General features: G+C 59.7%; 13 protein-coding genes. 3 read left to right on the top strand and 10 right to left on the bottom strand.

What is annotated here, in order from left to right; genetic code table 11:
• Nucleotides 1-94: 94 nt before the first annotated feature.
• Complete coding sequence (locus I9185_RS01620; RefSeq protein ID WP_209833415.1) at nucleotides 95-997, top strand: DMT family transporter; 903 nt, start codon at nucleotides 95-97, stop codon at nucleotides 995-997.
• On the opposite strand, the gene glmM is transcribed toward I9185_RS01620, so the two are convergent.
• The 9 genes from glmM to I9185_RS01575 form a co-directional block, all read right to left on the bottom strand.
• The gene (gene glmM / locus I9185_RS01615) at nucleotides 994-2337 is read right to left on the bottom strand and encodes a phosphoglucosamine mutase (RefSeq protein ID WP_171228515.1); all 1344 of its coding nucleotides are present in this window, start codon (nucleotides 2335-2337) and stop codon (nucleotides 994-996) included. The genes I9185_RS01620 and glmM overlap by 4 nt on opposite strands.
• Nucleotides 2338-2370: 33 nt before the next feature.
• Nucleotides 2371-3369, bottom strand: coding sequence for a dihydropteroate synthase (folP, locus tag I9185_RS01610; RefSeq protein WP_171633276.1), 999 nt, complete (start codon nucleotides 3367-3369; stop codon nucleotides 2371-2373).
• A complete protein-coding gene (locus I9185_RS01605) occupies nucleotides 3366-4286 on the bottom strand; it encodes a dihydroneopterin aldolase (protein WP_170346604.1) in 921 nt (306 codons plus the stop codon). The genes folP and I9185_RS01605 overlap by 4 nt, the downstream gene beginning before the upstream one ends.
• A gap of 101 nt (nucleotides 4287-4387) precedes the next feature.
• Nucleotides 4388-5761 (bottom strand): multicopper oxidase family protein, encoded by a 1374-nt coding sequence (locus tag I9185_RS01600; protein ID WP_210092190.1) that lies wholly within the window; start codon nucleotides 5759-5761, stop codon nucleotides 4388-4390.
• Nucleotides 5762-5834: 73 nt separating this feature from the next.
• Nucleotides 5835-6476: a cell wall hydrolase gene (locus I9185_RS01595; protein WP_210092189.1), complete on the bottom strand. Its 642-nt coding sequence runs from the start codon at nucleotides 6474-6476 to the stop codon at nucleotides 5835-5837.
• Between the two features lie 187 nt (nucleotides 6477-6663).
• Nucleotides 6664-9204 carry a putative PEP-binding protein gene (locus tag I9185_RS01590; protein ID WP_171633281.1) on the bottom strand — a complete coding sequence of 847 codons (2541 nt, stop codon included), beginning with the start codon at nucleotides 9202-9204 and terminating at the stop codon, nucleotides 6664-6666.
• A gap of 89 nt (nucleotides 9205-9293) precedes the next feature.
• Nucleotides 9294-11528: a glycine--tRNA ligase subunit beta gene (glyS, locus tag I9185_RS01585; RefSeq protein ID WP_210092188.1), complete on the bottom strand. Its 2235-nt coding sequence runs from the start codon at nucleotides 11526-11528 to the stop codon at nucleotides 9294-9296.
• A gap of 9 nt (nucleotides 11529-11537) precedes the next feature.
• Nucleotides 11538-12746 carry a sodium/glutamate symporter gene (gene gltS / locus I9185_RS01580; protein ID WP_210092187.1) on the bottom strand — a complete coding sequence of 403 codons (1209 nt, stop codon included), beginning with the start codon at nucleotides 12744-12746 and terminating at the stop codon, nucleotides 11538-11540.
• Between the two features lie 8 nt (nucleotides 12747-12754).
• Nucleotides 12755-13276, bottom strand: coding sequence for a DUF6446 family protein (locus I9185_RS01575; protein ID WP_171633287.1), 522 nt, complete (start codon nucleotides 13274-13276; stop codon nucleotides 12755-12757).
• Nucleotides 13277-13354: 78 nt separating this feature from the next.
• On the opposite strand from I9185_RS01575, the gene I9185_RS01570 reads away from it, so the two are divergent.
• Nucleotides 13355-13987 (top strand): MarC family protein, encoded by a 633-nt coding sequence (locus I9185_RS01570; RefSeq protein ID WP_171633290.1) that lies wholly within the window; start codon nucleotides 13355-13357, stop codon nucleotides 13985-13987.
• A gap of 8 nt (nucleotides 13988-13995) precedes the next feature.
• Here I9185_RS01570 and I9185_RS01565 read toward each other — a convergent pair whose 3' ends face one another.
• The gene (locus I9185_RS01565; RefSeq protein WP_171633292.1) at nucleotides 13996-14925 is read right to left on the bottom strand and encodes a glycine--tRNA ligase subunit alpha; all 930 of its coding nucleotides are present in this window, start codon (nucleotides 14923-14925) and stop codon (nucleotides 13996-13998) included.
• A 206-nt stretch (nucleotides 14926-15131) separates the two neighbouring features.
• Between I9185_RS01565 and I9185_RS01560 the strand changes: the two genes are divergently transcribed.
• Nucleotides 15132-16871 (top strand): serine protease, encoded by a 1740-nt coding sequence (locus I9185_RS01560; RefSeq protein WP_210092186.1) that lies wholly within the window; start codon nucleotides 15132-15134, stop codon nucleotides 16869-16871.
• Nucleotides 16872-16910: the final 39 nt, after the last annotated feature.

Here is a 16910-nt window from a genome sequence, read left to right as displayed (position 1 = left end):
GCCTTTTTCGTTTGAACAAAGGTCCGGCAAGGCACATAAACAGCCGGTCAGGTTAAATTTTTTGGCGCACCCGCGCGTTCCGACAGGACAATCAATGGTTCTACAGCCGACAAGACAGGACTGGAGCGGCGTCTTCACGCTGGGCCTGATCTGGGGCGCGACCTTCATGGTCGTTGCCATGGCGCTTGAAGGGTATGGCCCAATCACCGTTGCCACCTCACGAACCACGCTGGGCGCTGTTACCCTGTTGCTGATGATGAGGGCGACCGGTCGCAAGCTGCCGGTTCTGACGCCGGCGCTGAGTGTTTCGATTGTCCTTATTGGCGTGCTGTCCACTGCCGTGCCATTCATGTTGCTGAGCTGGGGGCAGCAATTTGTGCCATCTGCCTTTGCGGGGCTGTCCATGGCTGCTATCCCGCTGATGGTGCTGCCGCTTGCGCATTTCTTCTCGGATGAACCACTGAACCTGCGCCGATTTATGGGGGTGTGCCTTGGCTTTTCCGGGGCCCTGGTTTTGATCGGACCCGGCCTTGCACAATTGGGCCAGGGGGCAGAACCCGTCGCACAACTGGCCTGCATCACGGCAGCGTTGTGTTATGCAAGTTCATCCGTGCTGACGCGACGCTGTCCGCCGGTTGACCCTTTGGTACTGGCTGCTCTGACGCTGGTTGTCGGGGCCGTGCTTCTTCTGCCCATAATGCTGGTCACCGAGGGGCTGCCGACCTGGCAAGGCCCCCGCCCGACAATCGCCCTGATCGTTCTGGGATTGCTGCCAACCGCGTTTGCCACCCTTTTGCGCGTTTCGATCACCCGCAGCGCCGGGTCGGTTTTCCTGACATTGGTGAATTACCAGGTGCCGATCTGGTCGATGGTGTTCGGCGCATGGATCCTGTCCGAGGCCCTGCCCCTGCGCTTTTACATCGCTTTGGCGCTGATCCTGACCGGCATGGCCATCAGCCAGTGGTTCAGCCTGCGAAAGGTATTGTTCGGGCACTAGCTTGTGGCGGCTTCGACCTCTGCCACGATGCTGTCGACAACTTGGGTCAGCAACCCATCGTCTTCGCATTCAGCCATCACGCGGATCAGAGGCTCGGTCCCGGATTTGCGGATCAACAAACGGCCCTGCCCGTTCAGCCGCGCCTCGGCATCGGCGATGGCCGCCTGAACACTTTGAACCTCCAACGGTGTTTGATCGCTGGAATAGCGCACATTCTTCAGCAACTGCGGAACGGTTTCGAACTGCTTGGACAGATCAGATGCCTTGCGCCCCGACAAAACCATTTCCGCCAGGAAATGCAGCCCAGCCATCAACCCATCACCGGTTGTGGCATAATCGCTCATAACGATATGGCCGGACTGTTCCCCACCAAGGTTGAACCCACCTTCACGCATCCGTTCGACCACGTAGCGATCACCGACGGCCGTTCGCTCCAGACGCAAACCCTGCGCTGTCAGATGGCGTTCCAAGCCCAGGTTGGACATGACGGTCGCGACCAGGGCGTCGCCTTTCAACTGGCCCGATTTCTTCCATGCCGTCGCCAGCAAAGCCATAAGCTGATCGCCGTCAGCCACCTGGCCGGTTTCGTCGACCACAACCACCCTGTCCGCGTCGCCGTCCAGACAAATGCCCACGTCGGCGCCATGCGCGACAACGGTTTCTGCGGCCAGTTGCGGCTTGGTCGATCCGCAGTTGAGATTGATATTCTTGCCGTTGGGCGCGATTCCCACGGGGATCACTTCTGCGCCCAGCTCCCACAGAACTTCTGGCGCGGTGCGGTGGGCTGCGCCGTTCGCACAATCGATTACCACCTTCAAACCATCCAGACTGACGTTCCGCGGCAACGACGACTTCACACGTTCGCCATAGCGAAACCGTGCGTCATCAACCCGGCGCGCCCGGCCGATATTCTGCGCCTGGGCGGGTCTGACGCCTTCGTCGATCAGCCTTTCGATCTCGACCTCGGCCTGATCGGACAGTTTATAGCCGTCCGGCCCAAAGAACTTGATTCCGTTGTCTTCGGCAGGGTTGTGGCTGGCCGAGATCATGACGCCCAGATCAGCCCTCATGGACCGCGTCATGAGGCCAACGGCGGGCGTCGGAACGGGCCCCAGCAGCAGCACGTTCATTCCAGTAGATGTCAAACCGGCCGTCAGCGCGTTTTCCAGCATATAGCCGGACAAACGCGTATCCTTGCCGATGACAACCCGGTGCACCCCTGTCGCGTCGCGTCGGAAATACCGCCCGACAGCGGCCCCGATGCGCAACGCCATCTCTGCCGTCATCGGATGCGTGTTGGCGGTGCCCCGCACCCCGTCGGTTCCGAACAGCTTGCGCATAGGTGTTACTCCGTGATTTGCCGTGCGACCGGATTACCGGACAGCAGCCCATAGGCGCAAGGCCTGAGAGGTCTCGGCCACGTCATGAACGCGGATGATCTGCACGCCCTGAGACAATCCGGCCAGAGCCACCGCGATTGATCCCGGCGCGCGGGCAGTCTTGCAAGGCTCTTTTCCGATGGCGCCAATAAAGCCCTTGCGCGACACGCCCAACAGGATCGGGCAGCCCAAGCCGTGGAACAGGCTGAGATTTCGCAGAAGGATCAGGTTGTGATCCTCGGTCTTCCCAAACCCGATCCCGGGATCCACAACGACCTGATCGCGGCTCAGGCCAAGACGTTCCAGCAACGCAATCTGGCCTTCGAGAAAATCGTAAACATCCAGCAATACATTGTCGTATTGCGGATTGATCTGCATCGTCGCCGGATCACCCTGCATGTGCATGACACAGACAGGCACTCTCTGCGCGGCACAGAACGGTGCCAATGCCGGATCGAAGGTGAAGCCCGAGACATCGTTGACCAACCCTGCCCCGGCCGCGCAGGCAGCCTTGGCGACATCGACCTTTCGTGTATCGATGGAAATCAAAGCGCCTGTTTCCGACCGGATCGCTTCGATCAACGGGCGGGTTCGCGCGATCTCTTCCCCGGCCGGGACAAAATCCGCCCCCGGACGGGTGGACTCTCCGCCGATATCCAGAATCGTGGCACCATGCGCCACCATATTCACCGCAGCCACGCGAGCAGCATCTACCGAGCTGTGAACACCGCCATCCGAGAAACTGTCCGGCGTGGCATTCAGAATCCCCATGATATGAGGCACCTGCATATCAAGGCCCGCCACGTCAGCCCGCGGTTGGATCAAACGGCTCAGGTAATCTGACGGAACGTCCGAGGCCGCGACGATTTCGGGTTCTGACCCGCGCCGCAGGGCCTCGGCATGAGTGAACCAAAGGGGTTGGCCCGCCAGCGGCACAGCGCCTGCCGGACGGGTCGCTCCATGCTGAACCAGTGGTCTGAAATAGGTTCTCACAGCTGGGCCTGATCCACCGCAACAGCGCGCAAGGGCGTTTTGGGTTCCGTCGGCAATGCGCCGCCGATCACCATCATTTCGCTCGCTTCAAAGGTCGCCGCGAACCATGCAGCCAGCGCCACGGCATCCGACGGGGCGGCAGACGGGCCGTCAACGGCGTCCAATACGATCTTGGATGGGGCCCAGACACAGATCTGGCCGTTCTTCATCGCCCAATCCAATTCGGTCCGCGTTGAGACCACCACACAGCGATGGTCCCGTGCCGCCAGAACCCAGGCATTCTGTTCAATTGCCAACAGGTCAATTCGGCGTTGCGTCATCGCATGACCCGTTTGCGGAGCGGCCAGTTCGGACGCCCCGACACACAGGATCAGCGGGCGCTGGCGGTTCTCCAACTGATCGATCCAACCCTTCAGGTTTTCCGAGGCGATGGCGTCATTCGACAGGAAGACAAGGCGGGGATGCGGGCGTTCTTCTTCGGCCACCTCATGATGGACCGAGTCTTTTCCACGCACGATCTCAACCCCCAACGCACCCGGGCCTCGATCCAGTTTTTCGATGCGAACAAAGACCCTTACAGCCTGAGGTTCAAGCAGGATGCGTTCCGCAACGCGTTCGGCCAATGTCTCAAGCAGGTTCAGGCGCTCGGCCGCCAGCTCATAGGCGATGGATTCCGTTACGCGGTCATATGACAGGATTCGGTCCACATCATCATCAATCGGGTCTGTCAGAGGCCGGACTTCGACCACGATGTTGAAACAGATCCGCTGGGTTGTTCCCCGCTCGGCTTGGAAGGCACCGATTTCGACTTCGACGATATGGTCGCGCAAAGAGATACGATCCAACGGCCCCCGAGGAGACGTCGCTTCGGACCGTTCGGACGGGTGTGCGAATGCCAAGCGGATTTCAGAACTCATGGGTCAGGCCTTTTCGGGCTCGTTGCATAGTTTGCCTACTATAGGCGTCGCGAGGGCCTATAGCATTCAAACAAGCGCCATTCCAACCGCCGAATGCGGCGTCACGAGACCCGAAACCAGCTCATCATCCCGGAAGCAGCATGCCCAAGCATATGACAATGCAGCAACCAGTTCCCGGGATTGTCCGCGATCAATGCGATTTGGCGAGTCTGTCCCCGCCCGACCAGAACGGTATCACGCCAGGGGCCCAGAGAGCCATCGTCCATGATCAGCCGGAAGTGATGCCCGTGCAGATGCATTGCGTGCGGAAATGCGGTTTCATTTACGAACTCGATCCTGTGCAAACTGCCGACGGCCGCATCCAGAAACGGATCTTCGGGGCGCTCGGCGTAACCGTTCAGCGCCCAGAATTTGCCCAACTGCGCCAGTTCGCGGCCTGACAGTTCCGTTCCACCCAGCCGGCCGCTTTCCAGCCACCGCATTGCGCCACCTTGCAGAACCATCTGGTGCGCTCTGGCACGTTGAAAATTCCCGATCTCAGGCAGAGGGTTAGGCGGCAATGCTGACACGCCCTGCCTGTGCGCCCCGGCAGCGTTTCCACCAACCTCGAACCGCGCCAGCCCAAAGGAACCATCTCTTTCGACGCTGACCAGGCTTGCCGTTTCGCCCTCGGTGACGACATCCACAATCAGATCCGCACGCTGTGCAGGTGCCAGCGGGAAAGAGCCCGACAGCCGCAGCGGTGTGTCCAAGGGCATTCCATCCAAGGCGACGATCCATCCTGAAAGACCATCAAGATCCAGGTCAAATATCCGGGCATTTGAGGCGTTGACCAATCGCAGTCGCAGTCGCTCGTTTCTGCGTACCGCAAACGCGGGATCGAATGATCCGTTGACGGTCAGGATGTTCCCAATCCGACCTGCATGGCTCAGATCATGGCCATTGTCGAAATCATCCGTGATCTGGGCGGTTTCCGGATCAAGCCGCCAGTCGTCCAGCATCAGCACCAAATCCTGATCCACATCGGGGGCCACGGTTTCTTCGACGATCAGCGGCCCATAAAGCCCGCGCGCAACCTGTTCAATCGACTGGTTATGCGCATGGTACCAATAGGTCCCTGCATCGGGAACGACGAAGGAGTAATCAAAGCTTGCGCCCGCTTCCACCGCGTCCTGCGTCAGGCCGGGCACGCCGTCCATGGCGTTTTCGATGCGAATGCCGTGCCAATGGACCGACGTGGCTTGCGGGAGCTGGTTTATCAGGGTGCGCTGGATGCGGTCGCCCTGCCTGACGCGCAGTTCAACGCCGGGAACAGACCCGTCATATGTCCAGACTACCGTTTCAGGATAACTTGCTGGCGCGATCGGGTATTTGGCTACACGCGCATTAAGCGGTGCAAAACCCGCGCTGGCCACACGCGGCATCAGAAATGCTGCGGCGGCGGATTGCAAAAGATGTCTGCGGTTCAAAATCATTGCGGGCCTCCTGGCCCGCAATATAGGATGCAACCTGCCCCACGCCAGCAAGCTTCCAGCGCGGGTGCGTCAATCAGTTGCTCGCTGTCCGATAGTTGTGGCGGTAGAAAATGTGCACGCCGATTTTCGCCGTCTGTTTATAGACCCGCGACCAGGACGGGCGAACCGATGTCGTGTGATAGTGCGTCGCCCCTTCGGTCAACTCATCCGCCACACCATCAATAGCTGCCCGCGCGACTTTTGCCACACGCTCATACGCCGTTTTCTCGTGGATGACCTCTTTGCGGCCATCACAGGTGTATGTAAATTGGCACTGGTATTTCTTGCCGGTCCCCTGATGGATCACCCCGCACAGGGAATCCGGGAAACGGCTGCTTTTGACCCGGTTCAGGATCACCTCGGCAACCGCGAACTGGCCGCGCACGCTTTCGCCGCGCGCCTCGAAATACAGGGCTTCGGACAGGCATTTCCAGTTTTCACCACCGGAGGCCTTTGGTTGCTGGTCAAGCCAGTCTTTGGAGAAGGACACTCCGACAGGTTCAGCCGCCTTGCGGGGCTGGAACAGCTTGAAATAGTCCCGGAAGCTTTGCGCCGGCAGCTCACTGCGGGCGACAAGTTCTTTCTTTGCAGTATCAATTGCTTCCCTCTCGGCGAAGGACGCACTCGGCAGCACGGTTGCCGCCATTGTAGCAACAGCCATTATGTAACGTAGCATCAGATAACCTCGCACAGGCACATCACGCGCCATACCCTCCCCCGGCGGGCGCGACGAGGCATCTAACGCAATCCTGCGCAAAGGTCCAGTATCCTGAAAAAAGCAAGTGGAAAACTGCCCGTGGCGAAAATAATTTTCGCTTACGAGTGACCGAATAACCCACTAATCCTTGGGGTTCAGCGCGGTGTCAACCCCCAAGTCTGGAGGAAATCGCCAGTTGAGCGGCAGCCAGCCGAGCGACCGGAACCCGGAACGGCGAACACGAAACATAGTCAAACCCCAAATCCCTGCAAATGGCGATTGATTCGGGGTTCCCGCCGTGTTCGCCACAGACCGAAAGGGTCACATTCGGTTTCGCGGCACGCCCTCGTTCCGCCCCGAGTTTCAGCAATTCCCCGACCCCATCCGGATCAAGAACGTGGAACGGATCTTCGCCAAAGACTCCCTGCCGAACATAGGCGGACATGAAACGACCGGCATCGTCGCGGGACAGGCCGTAGGTCATCTGTGTCAGGTCGTTTGTACCAAAACTCATGAAGGCGGTCTGCGGCGCGATTTCTTCCGCGCGCAGACAGGCGCGTGGTGTTTCGACCATGACGCCCAGCCGATATTCGAACTTCTGTCCCCGTTCAGATTCAACGGCGGCGGCGACCGAATCGATGCGGGATTTGACCAGTTCAACCTCGCGCTTGGCAGATACCAGCGGGATCATCACTTCGGGCACCACCGGGGCACCGTTTTTTCTGGCCTCCAGCGTGGCTTCGAAAATCGCGCGCGCCTGCATGTCGTAGATCTCGGGCACGGTGACACCCAGACGAACGCCGCGCAGGCCCAGCATTGGGTTGTATTCGGTCATCGCCTCAACCCGGCGTTCAACGTCGGACACAGGAAGGTCCAGCGCCTCTGCCAGTTCCCGTTGCCCGGTGCGCGTTGTCGGCAGAAATTCATGCAAGGGTGGATCGAACAGGCGGATGCAGACAGGCTGGCCTTCCATGATCCTGAACAGCTGAACAAAATCCTCGCGCTGCATCGGAAGCAGGCGTTCCAGCACCGCCGCCCTGCCCGCCGAGGTTTGCGCAAAGATCATTTCACGCATCACGATCAGACGGCCGGGATCAAAGAACATATGTTCTGTCCGGCACAGACCGATCCCCTGAGCCTGAAAGTTCCGGGCTGTCTGCGCGTCAGCCGGTGTGTCGGCGTTGGCGCGGATGTCGATGTCACGCTCGGCATCGGCCCAGCCCATCAGCGTCTGGAAACAGTCATCCAATGCGGCCTCGAGCATGGCGGGTTGACCGGCCAGCACCTGACCCGAGCTGCCATCAATGGTGACAATATCGCCGGTTTTGAACACCCGCCCATCCGGTGCGGTCAGCATCTTGTCTTTCGTCTGAAACCGCATTTCCGAGGCCCCGACGATACAGGGCAGGCCCAATCCGCGCCCGATCACGGCCGCGTGGCTGGTCATGCCGCCCTTTTCCGTCAGAACCGCAACGGCGGCATGCATCCCGCGCACATCCTCGGGCGAGGTTTCCCGGCGCACCAGAACACACGCCTCGCCACGGGCGGCACTGGCCTGCGCTTCGGCCGAGGTGAACACGATCTTGCCGGTCGAGGCACCGGGGCTGGCACCAATGGCGGTGGTCAGCACATCGCGGCGCGCATCGGGGTGGACCTGACGGTGCAGTAGTTCGTTCAGCGCGTGCGGGTCGACACGCATCACCGCCTCTTGCGGCGGTATGATACCGTCTTCGGCAAGACGTACGGCAATGCGCATGGCCGCGCGGGCCGATCGCTGCACCCGGACGCCATCCAGAATATGCACTTTGCCGTTTTGAATGACGAACTCGACCTGCATTTCTTCACGCAGTTTTTCGCGCATCAGGACGGCATGCGTTTTGACGTCGGCAAAGGCTTTGGGCGCAACCTCTTCCAGCGAGGGGCCGCGCGGGTCTTTTTCAAGAAACAGGGCTGCCACATCTTTGCCTAGCGCGTCGCGCCCCTGGCTCTGGCTTAGGTAGCGACCGGTGATCTGTGGCATTCCTGTTGTGGAATCAACCAGTTGAAGCACGCCTGATCCGCATTCACCCTGCCCGACGCCCGGGATCATCTCTTGAATGACAAGCCCAAGACCCGCATCTGCCGGGGCACCCTTGGCCTGCCGCAGCAGCCGGGCGGACGTCCCGTCCCATGCACGTGCCATCGAGCGCAGAACGCCGATCAGCTGTTCACCCCGGTCCTGCGGGAAGGCTTCATCCGTTTCATCTTCGTAGGCGCGCAGGGAATGGCGCAAGCCTTCGCTGCCATCCATGTCGATGTCATCAAACACATCCGCGTCCAGCCGCGCCACGTGGATCGCATAGCTTTGAACGAACCTGAGATACAGCGCAGCAGCGGCCTCTGCCCCCATGGTGTCGGACAGGTCCACATAGCGGGCATCATTCATGCCAATGTTCAGAACCGCACCGGGCCCGCCCCAATCGGGATCTTCAGAACTTGGTCGGACGCACAGCAAGGTCGTGGGGTCGAATTGCTCAAGGATCGCGTCAAGGTTCGGAACGTCGCCTTCCGCAATCTGATGGACCGCATCAAACGACAAGGCGACGGTCCGGGGCACCGGCAGGTCCAGTCGGACCAGCCGTTGCAGACACTTGGCCCGCCCGCCATGGGTATGGGCCGTGACCGGCGCATCGGATGTAATGAGCGTGGTATGCGGATTATTCTGCACTGCAGCACCTTTTGATTTGCCTGCAGCATAAGCGCTTGCGCCCTTCGTGCAAGGGCGTTGTGGGCACGCATCGCTGCGTGCCCGAGGTTTTAACCTTCGATCCGCGACAGATCGGCCACGCTGGAACAAACCTGCCTGATCTGACTGAGCAGGTTCAGCCGGTTGCGGCGGATCACGTCATTGTCGGTGTTGACCTGCACGTCCTCAAAGAACGCATCCACCGGCCCGCGCAGCCCCGCCATGGCCGCCATTGCAGTTGGAAAGTCTTCGGATTTCAGGGCCACGTCGATTTGCGTCTGCGCCCCATCCAAAGCCATGAAAAGCGCCTTCTCGCTGTCGGTCTCGGCGAATTTCACATCCGCACCGTAAGAGTATTCCACGCCGTCCTTTTCCTCGGCCTGGGTCAGGATGTTGTTGGCCCGCTTGAACCCCTGCACAAGGTTTTCCCCATCCTCGGTCGCGATCACGGCATTCAACGCGCGGGCACGTTTGACCAGCAGGTTGAGGTCGTCATTCCCCTCCATCGCGATGCACGCATCGATGATGTCGTGGCGGATGCCCTCGTCACGCAGAAAGACTTTGAGGCGGTCGTGGAAGAAGGACAAAAGGTCATCGGACGTATCGGGTACCTTCCGTTCAAGACGCAGAAAGTCCGTCATTTGTTGCGTCCCGGCCTTGTCGCCCGCAAGCTTCTCCTTCACCGTACGGAACGCCGCTCCGAAAACACCGTGGTCGGCAATCTCATCCAACAGCTCTGCGACATGCCCGTCGTGCAAGGCTTCGTTGGAAGCCGCTTCGGCCCGAACGAGTTGCGCGTCGAAGAAACGATCCAGCTTCAGCCGCAGATCATTGTTCAGGATCAACCGGATCACCCCCAATGCCGCGCGACGCAGCGCGAACGGGTCCTTCGACCCGGTGGGCTTTTCGTCGATCGCCCAGAACCCTGCCAGAGTATCAAGTTTGTCCGCAAGCGCCACGGCGACCGACAGGGGTGCCGCAGGCACATCATCCGACGGCCCCAGCGGCGAGTAATGTTCCTGCGCAACAGCAGCCACCGCGGCATCCTCGCCGGCGGCTTCGATGTAATACCGCCCCATGAGCCCCTGAAGTTCGGGGAATTCATAGACCATCTCTGAACTCAGATCGGCCTTGGCCAGACGCGCGGCTTTCTCGGCCTGATCCGGGTCGGCGCCCGTCACCAGAGCCAGTTCGCGGGCCAGCGCGGCGATGCGCTCGATACGTTGGGCCTGAGTGCCCAGTTTGTTGTGGAAGGTCACGTTCTCCAGCGCGCGGGTCCATTGGGCGATGTCCGATTTGGCAACGCGCAGGTCGTTCTCCCAGAAGAATTTCGCATCTGCCAGACGCGCCGACAGCACCTTCTGGTTGCCCGCCAGAATGGTCGCGCCATTGTCGGCGGTTTCGCGGTTGGCGACGGTGATGAAACGCTCGATCCGACCGGTCTTGTGGTTTTTTACGGAAAAGAACTTCTGATGCTCTTTCATCGAGGTCTGCAACACCTCGGGCGGCAATTCGAGGAATTCCTCGTCGATTTTCCCCATCAACACCACAGGCCATTCCACCAGCCCGGCAACCTCGGCCAACAGCCCCTTGTCTTCGACGATTTCCAGACCGGCGGCAAAAGCCATATTTTGCGCATCATTCCAGATGTGTTCGGCACGTTCATCCTGTGACAGCAAAACGAATGCGCGTTTCAGCTTGGCGGCATAGTCCTCGAAAGACGTAACCGAGAACCGGTTGGGGGCCATGAAACGATGACCGGCTGTGGTGTCACCGGAACGGATGCCATCGACCTGCATCGGAACAACCTGCGCCCCTGATTCATCCGACAGGATGCACAGAATCGAATGCAACGGGCGCACCCACCGCAGACTGCCACTGCCCCAACGCATGGATTTGGGCCATGGGAAGTTGCGAATAGTGGCTTCCAGCACTTCGGCAATGATCTCGGCGGCCGGACGGCCCGGTTTCTCGATGGTGGCGAAGTAAACGGCGCCCTTGGGGGTCTCGCGCTCTTCCAGTTGGTCGCGGGTCAGGCCAGCACCCCGCAGAAATCCTTCAATCGCCTTGTCCGGCGCGCCGACCTTGGGCCCTTTGCGCTCTTCCCGGATTGTCGGGCTTTGCGCCAGCAGACCTTCCACCGCCAATGTCAGACGGCGGGGTGTCGTCAGTGCGGCCGCGTTTGAATAGGTCAAACCGGCCTCGACCAGACCATCGGTAATCCGCTTTTTCAGATCCTCACCTGCACGGGTTTGCATCCGCGCAGGAATTTCTTCGGAAAACAGTTCGATCAGCAGGTCGGGCATAGTCGGTCCTTAGAAGTTCACAATCGTCTGAATGACGATGGCATTGGCGATATCCACAAAGAAGGCGGATACAAGGGGCAACACGATAAAGGCAATAGGCGACGGCCCATATCGCTTGGTTACAGCCGTCATATTTGCAATCGCCGTGGGTGTGGCGCCCAGGGCAAAGCCTCCGAAGCCCGCTGCCAGCACCGCTCCGCGATAATTCGAGCCCATCAGGGGAAACAGCACCCAAATCACGAAGGCAACCGTAAACACCGTTTGCGCCGTCATGATCACGGCAATTGCCACACCCAGTTCCGCGATGGTCCACAACTGCAAGCTCATCAGTGACATTGCCAGAAAGGCCCCAAGCGCAAATTCAGACAGCAATGCCAGCGACGGTGTCCGTGCAACCGGCGGCGCGGACGGAGCGATGGCCGCCCGGACATTCGAAATCACGATGCCCATGATCAGACAGGGCACAAACAGCGGCAGTTTAAGCCCCGCTGCCGAAATCGCCTCGCCCAGCGCATAGCCCAGAATAATCGCAAGGTTCAGATGCAGCAGCACGCGCATGATGGTCATATGGTCAATTTCGGTGGCTGCGGTCGTTTCTTCCGGCAGTCCAACGGTATGTTCTTCGTCAGGTCGGTCCGGCGACAGGCCTCGTGTTTCCACCAGAAGACGGGCGATGGGGCCCCCGACCAGCGCTGCAAGCACCAGTCCGAGCGTCGCCACGGCAACGCCAAGTTCAGTTGCACCGTCCAGACCCGTAGCGCTGGCAACTTCGGGTGCCCATGCAATTGCGGTTCCGTGTCCACCAATCAACGCGGCCGAACCGAACAGAACGCCTGCTTGCGCCGGATAGCCAAACAAGGAAGCCCCTGCCGCGCCGATAACGTTCTGCGCAACAATCGTGACAAGCGTCAAAATCAACAGGATCAACAAAGGCTTACCACCGGCAATCAAGTCAGAAAGCCGCGCGTTCAATCCGATTCCGGCAAAGAACAAAACCAGCAGAGCGTCCCGGGTCTGCAACTCGAATGACAGCTCTACATTGGCACCAAGATACAGAAACAAGACCACGAGCGAGGCCAAAAGGCCGCCCGTGACCGGTTCAGGAATATTGAACTGCCTCAAAACTGCGACTTTGCTGTTGATCCGGGCACCCAACAAATACACCGCAAACCCCAGAGTTGCAGTAATGAAGTCCGGGATCAAAACGGCGTCAGCCATGGTTTTCCTCAGTTTTCAGGGCGCGTCGGGCACTCCTCACCCACCACCGTACCGTCATAGGCTTTTTCTCCGCAGTTGTTCAACGCGTGCCAGACATATCCCTTGCCATCCCTGGTAATCGCCACGATCCGGTCGACGCCGAAATGGATGTTCTTTTCGCTCAAAAACGCCTGCGCCTGCCCCGATTTCAGCGCATCGCCCAACGACACAGCGTCGTAACAGTCAAACCAACCCGGCGCGGTCAAGGGGTCGGGGTTTTCGACAGCAATAAACCCGGCCATCTGATCCGGTTTCAGATCCGTTTCAAAACAGCCACGGTAGCGGATCGGAGAACTGTCTGCATCAATCGCCTGAAAGTCTGAATAGGTGATCGGGACAGGCGCATCGCTTTGGTCCGTCATCAGGACCACGTCCTGGCCGGGTTGCGGTTCGACCTCGTAGTAGAAACCGTAAATCTGCAAATAATACATTCCGGCCCCGGCCACCAAGGCCGACAACAACAGAACAATTGCCAGCAGTTTTCCCGTCATGTTTCAGGCTGCCTCTTTCAAGTTCTTGTAAAATAGGACAGGTTTCGTCCGGGTATAGGCATCAATGAGGTCAACACCATGGAATCCACGCTTGCTGTCGGTTTTTTCGGCGCATTGTTTGCCATCATGAACCCGGTTTCCAACCTGCCGGTGTTTCTGAGCGTCACTCAGGATCTGCCTGCCGCCGACCAGCGCAAGATTGCGGTGAAGACGGTGATCTATTGCCTGATCCTCGGCGGTGCCTTTGCGCTGGTCGGAAGTCAGGCGCTTGGCCTTTTTGGCATCAGCGTCAATCACCTGCGCGTCGCCGGCGGCCTGGTCGTCATGATGATCGGTCTCAACATGCTGAACGGAAACGAAAGCACCTCTCATCACGGAACAAAAGGAGAGAAGGAAGCTTACCCCGAAACCGATACGGTGGCCTTTTACCCGCTGGCCTTTCCCATTCTTGTGGGCCCCGGCACGATAACCACCCTGATCTTGTACGCACATCAGGTTAAAACTGCGGTCGAGGCCTTTGTTTTTGCAGGCGTATTTCTCGTTGTGGTCGGCCTGCTTCTGATCACGTTCTGGAACGCCGCCTGGCTGGCTGAACGCCTGTCCAGCAACGCGCGCGTGATCATGAGCCGCTTCATGGGTATGATCCTTGCCGCCATTGCCGTCAGCATGATCGCAGACGGGCTCAAGGCGCTTTTGCCCGGGCTGGCCTGATTGCCTCATCAGGCCTGAAACCCGGCGGCCTCGGTCTGCACGAACGCATCCGCACATTGTTTGGCCAACGCCCGGACGCGCCCGATATAGGCCTGCCGTTCAGTCACCGAGATCACGCCGCGCGCGTCCAGCAGGTTGAAGATGTGACTGGCCTTGATGCATTGATCATAGGCAGGGTGCGCCATGATGATGCGTTTGCCCGTCTTCGGGTCCACATGCGCCTGGCTCAGAATCGCCGCGCACTCGGTCTCGGCCTCTTCGAAGTGGCGCAGCAGAACTTCGGTGTTGGCCACGTCAAAGTTCCAGCGGGCGTACTCCTCTTCGGTCTGCTTGAAGATATCGCCGTAAGTCAATGGACTGGGCGACTGGGGGTCATTGAACGGCATGTCCATCACGTGATCGATGCCGAGCACATACATGGCCAGACGCTCCAGCCCATAGGTCAGCTCGCCTGATACTGGCGCGCAGTCATGGCCGCCAACCTGTTGGAAATAGGTGAACTGGCTGACTTCCATTCCGTCACACCAGACTTCCCAACCCAGACCCCACGCGCCAAGTGTCGGGCTTTCCCAGTCATCTTCGACAAAACGGATGTCGTGCAGGTCCATGTCGATGCCAATCGCCTCGAGGCTTCCAAGATACAACTCCTGCAAATCCGGTGGGCTGGGTTTGATCAGCACCTGGTACTGATAATAGTGCTGCAACCGGTTCGGGTTCTCGCCATAACGCCCATCCGTCGGGCGGCGTGACGGCTGAACGTAAGCCGCAGCCCAGGCTTTCGAGCCAAGCGCGCGCAGGGTGGTCGCGGGATGAAACGTTCCGGCGCCGACTTCCATGTCATAGGGCTGTAGAATCGCACAGCCTTTAGACGCCCAATAGGTCTGAAGCCGCAGGATGATCTCCTGAAATGAACGCGGTGCGCTGGTCGGTTCGGTCATGGCATTCCCTCTGGGCGCCTCTGCGCCCGGTTCCGGTCGGTTTTGCCCTTCCTATGCAAGGGGCAAAGGGGCGTCAACGGGGCTTGGGGCCAAGCCTGTATCTGCAGAGCCACACCGTAAATTCCCCGCATTCGCGGCATGGCGTTTCGCAAATGAATTCGCGTATTCTGCGCCAAAGCACGAACACTGCATAAGACGGGCAGACTATGACACGCGTATTTTCAGCAATCCTATTGTTTCTTCTGGTCGGCCTGCGCGCCGCAACCGCACAACAAGATCCCGGCGTCTGGGTCCAGGTCGAGGCCCAGCCCTCGCTGCGCGAAGCGCAGGAACGGGCACAGGCCTATGCCAGTGCTTTGCCGGATGTGAACGGGTTTCGCCTGAACAGCGGCTGGTACGCGATCGTGATCGGCCCCTACGCGCGGACCGACGCCGAACAGGTGCTGCGCGTCTATCGGGCCGAAGGCCAGATACCGCGCGACAGTTACATCGCGTTTTCCAGCGCGATGGGGCAACAGTTCTGGCCCATCGGGGCAAACGTGCTGAACCGTGGCACCGTCGCGGCACCGATTGAACCTGTGGCACAACCGGAAGAGGCTCCGGCGGTTACCACACCACAGGATTCGGATGAAACCCGTGCGCAGGCGCTTCAGTCCGAACGTCTGTTGACCGCGCGGGAACGCAAGGATCTGCAAACGGCTCTGCGCGCGGCGGGGTTTTACAACTCGACCATCGATGGTGCGTTCGGGCAAGGCACCCGCCGTTCGATGAGCGATTGGCAGCGCTACAACGGGTTTGACGCCACGGGCGTTCTGACGACGTTGCAGCGCAAGGCCCTGATGGATGAATACAACGCGCCGCTGATCTCTGTTGGAATGGAGCGGTATTCCAACGACAAGGCCGGGATCGTGCTCGACATGCCTCTGGCCGCTGTCAGCCTTGATCGCTATGAGGCCCCCTTCGCACATTTCAAAAGCACCTCTGACCTGAACGCCAAGGCGCTGCTGATCAGTCAGGAGGGGGACAAGAACACGCTCCGCGCGCTCTACGAAGTGATGCAATCGCTTGAGATCGTTCCACTGAATGGCCCTCGTGAACTGGGCCGCGACCGGTTTACCCTTGAAGGACGCGGCAACGGCATAGTGTCCTTTACGCAAGCGCAATTGGCCGATGGAAAAATCAAGGGCTTCACCCTTGTCTGGCCCGAAGGAGACGAGGCACGTCGCCTGCGTGTCCTGTCAGCGATGACATCCAGCTTCAGCACGACGGATGCGGTTCTGGATGCCGCCGCCGGTGCATCCGCAGAACAGCGCATCGATCTGGTGTCGGGCCTTCAGGTCCGTAAGCCCCGACTGACGCGCTCTGGCTTTTTCGCGGATGAGAATGGGACAGTACTGACGGTTTCCGAGGCCGCAGACAGCTGCACGCGGATCACGCTGGATGGCGATCACGAGGTTCAACTGGCCCTTACGGACCCTGAACTTGGCGTGGCGGTCCTGCGCCCTGCAAAAACGCTCGCCCCCATGAGCGTCGCCGCGTTCAGTGCGGCCAAGCCGCAGATCAAGTCTGAGGTGGCCGTGTCCGGCTATTCCTATCAGGGCGCATTGGGGGGCCCCACCCTGACCTACGGGCAGGTCGCGGACATTCGTGGGCTGAACGGTGAGACCGGCGTCAAGCGTCTGGCGCTGAACGCCCAACCCGGCGATGCAGGCGGCCCCGTCTTCAATGACAGCGGTAACGTCGTCGGAATGTTGTTGCCCACACCGTCCGAAGGGCGCACCCTGCCCGCTTCGGTCAGCCTTGCGGCCACCGTTGATAGGTTGACCGAAATTCTTGCAGAGGCCGGAGTGTCCGGTCAGTCGAGCGAAGAAACCACACGGATCTCACCCAATGAGCTGAACCGGCGCGCAACCGGCATGACGGTTCTGGTTCACTGCTGGGATTGATCCGACAGCACCTCAAAAAAAAGTGCCGCATGAAAGTGC

It is taken from the genome of Ruegeria sp. HKCCSP346, from assembly GCF_017872595.1.
In the GTDB taxonomy this organism is placed as follows: domain Bacteria; phylum Pseudomonadota; class Alphaproteobacteria; order Rhodobacterales; family Rhodobacteraceae; genus Ruegeria.
The sequence above is the reverse complement of the archived record's forward strand: the minus strand, read 5'-3'. Positions and strand labels throughout refer to the sequence as shown.

Coding starts and splice junctions, on each gene's coding strand:
- I9185_RS01620 (WP_209833415.1), top strand. CDS start 95: ATGGTTCTACAGCCGACAAGACAGGACTGGAGCGGCGTCTTCACGCTG.
- glmM (WP_171228515.1), bottom strand. CDS start 2,337: ATGCGCAAGCTGTTCGGAACCGACGGGGTGCGGGGCACCGCCAACACG.
- I9185_RS01605 (WP_170346604.1), bottom strand. CDS start 4,286: ATGAGTTCTGAAATCCGCTTGGCATTCGCACACCCGTCCGAACGGTCC.
- I9185_RS01600 (WP_210092190.1), bottom strand. CDS start 5,761: ATGATTTTGAACCGCAGACATCTTTTGCAATCCGCCGCCGCAGCATTT.
- I9185_RS01595 (WP_210092189.1), bottom strand. CDS start 6,476: ATGCTACGTTACATAATGGCTGTTGCTACAATGGCGGCAACCGTGCTG.
- glyS (WP_210092188.1), bottom strand. CDS start 11,528: ATGCCCGACCTGCTGATCGAACTGTTTTCCGAAGAAATTCCTGCGCGG.
- gltS (WP_210092187.1), bottom strand. CDS start 12,746: ATGGCTGACGCCGTTTTGATCCCGGACTTCATTACTGCAACTCTGGGG.
- I9185_RS01575 (WP_171633287.1), bottom strand. CDS start 13,276: ATGACGGGAAAACTGCTGGCAATTGTTCTGTTGTTGTCGGCCTTGGTG.
- I9185_RS01570 (WP_171633290.1), top strand. CDS start 13,355: ATGGAATCCACGCTTGCTGTCGGTTTTTTCGGCGCATTGTTTGCCATC.
- I9185_RS01565 (WP_171633292.1), bottom strand. CDS start 14,925: ATGACCGAACCGACCAGCGCACCGCGTTCATTTCAGGAGATCATCCTG.
- I9185_RS01560 (WP_210092186.1), top strand. CDS start 15,132: ATGACACGCGTATTTTCAGCAATCCTATTGTTTCTTCTGGTCGGCCTG.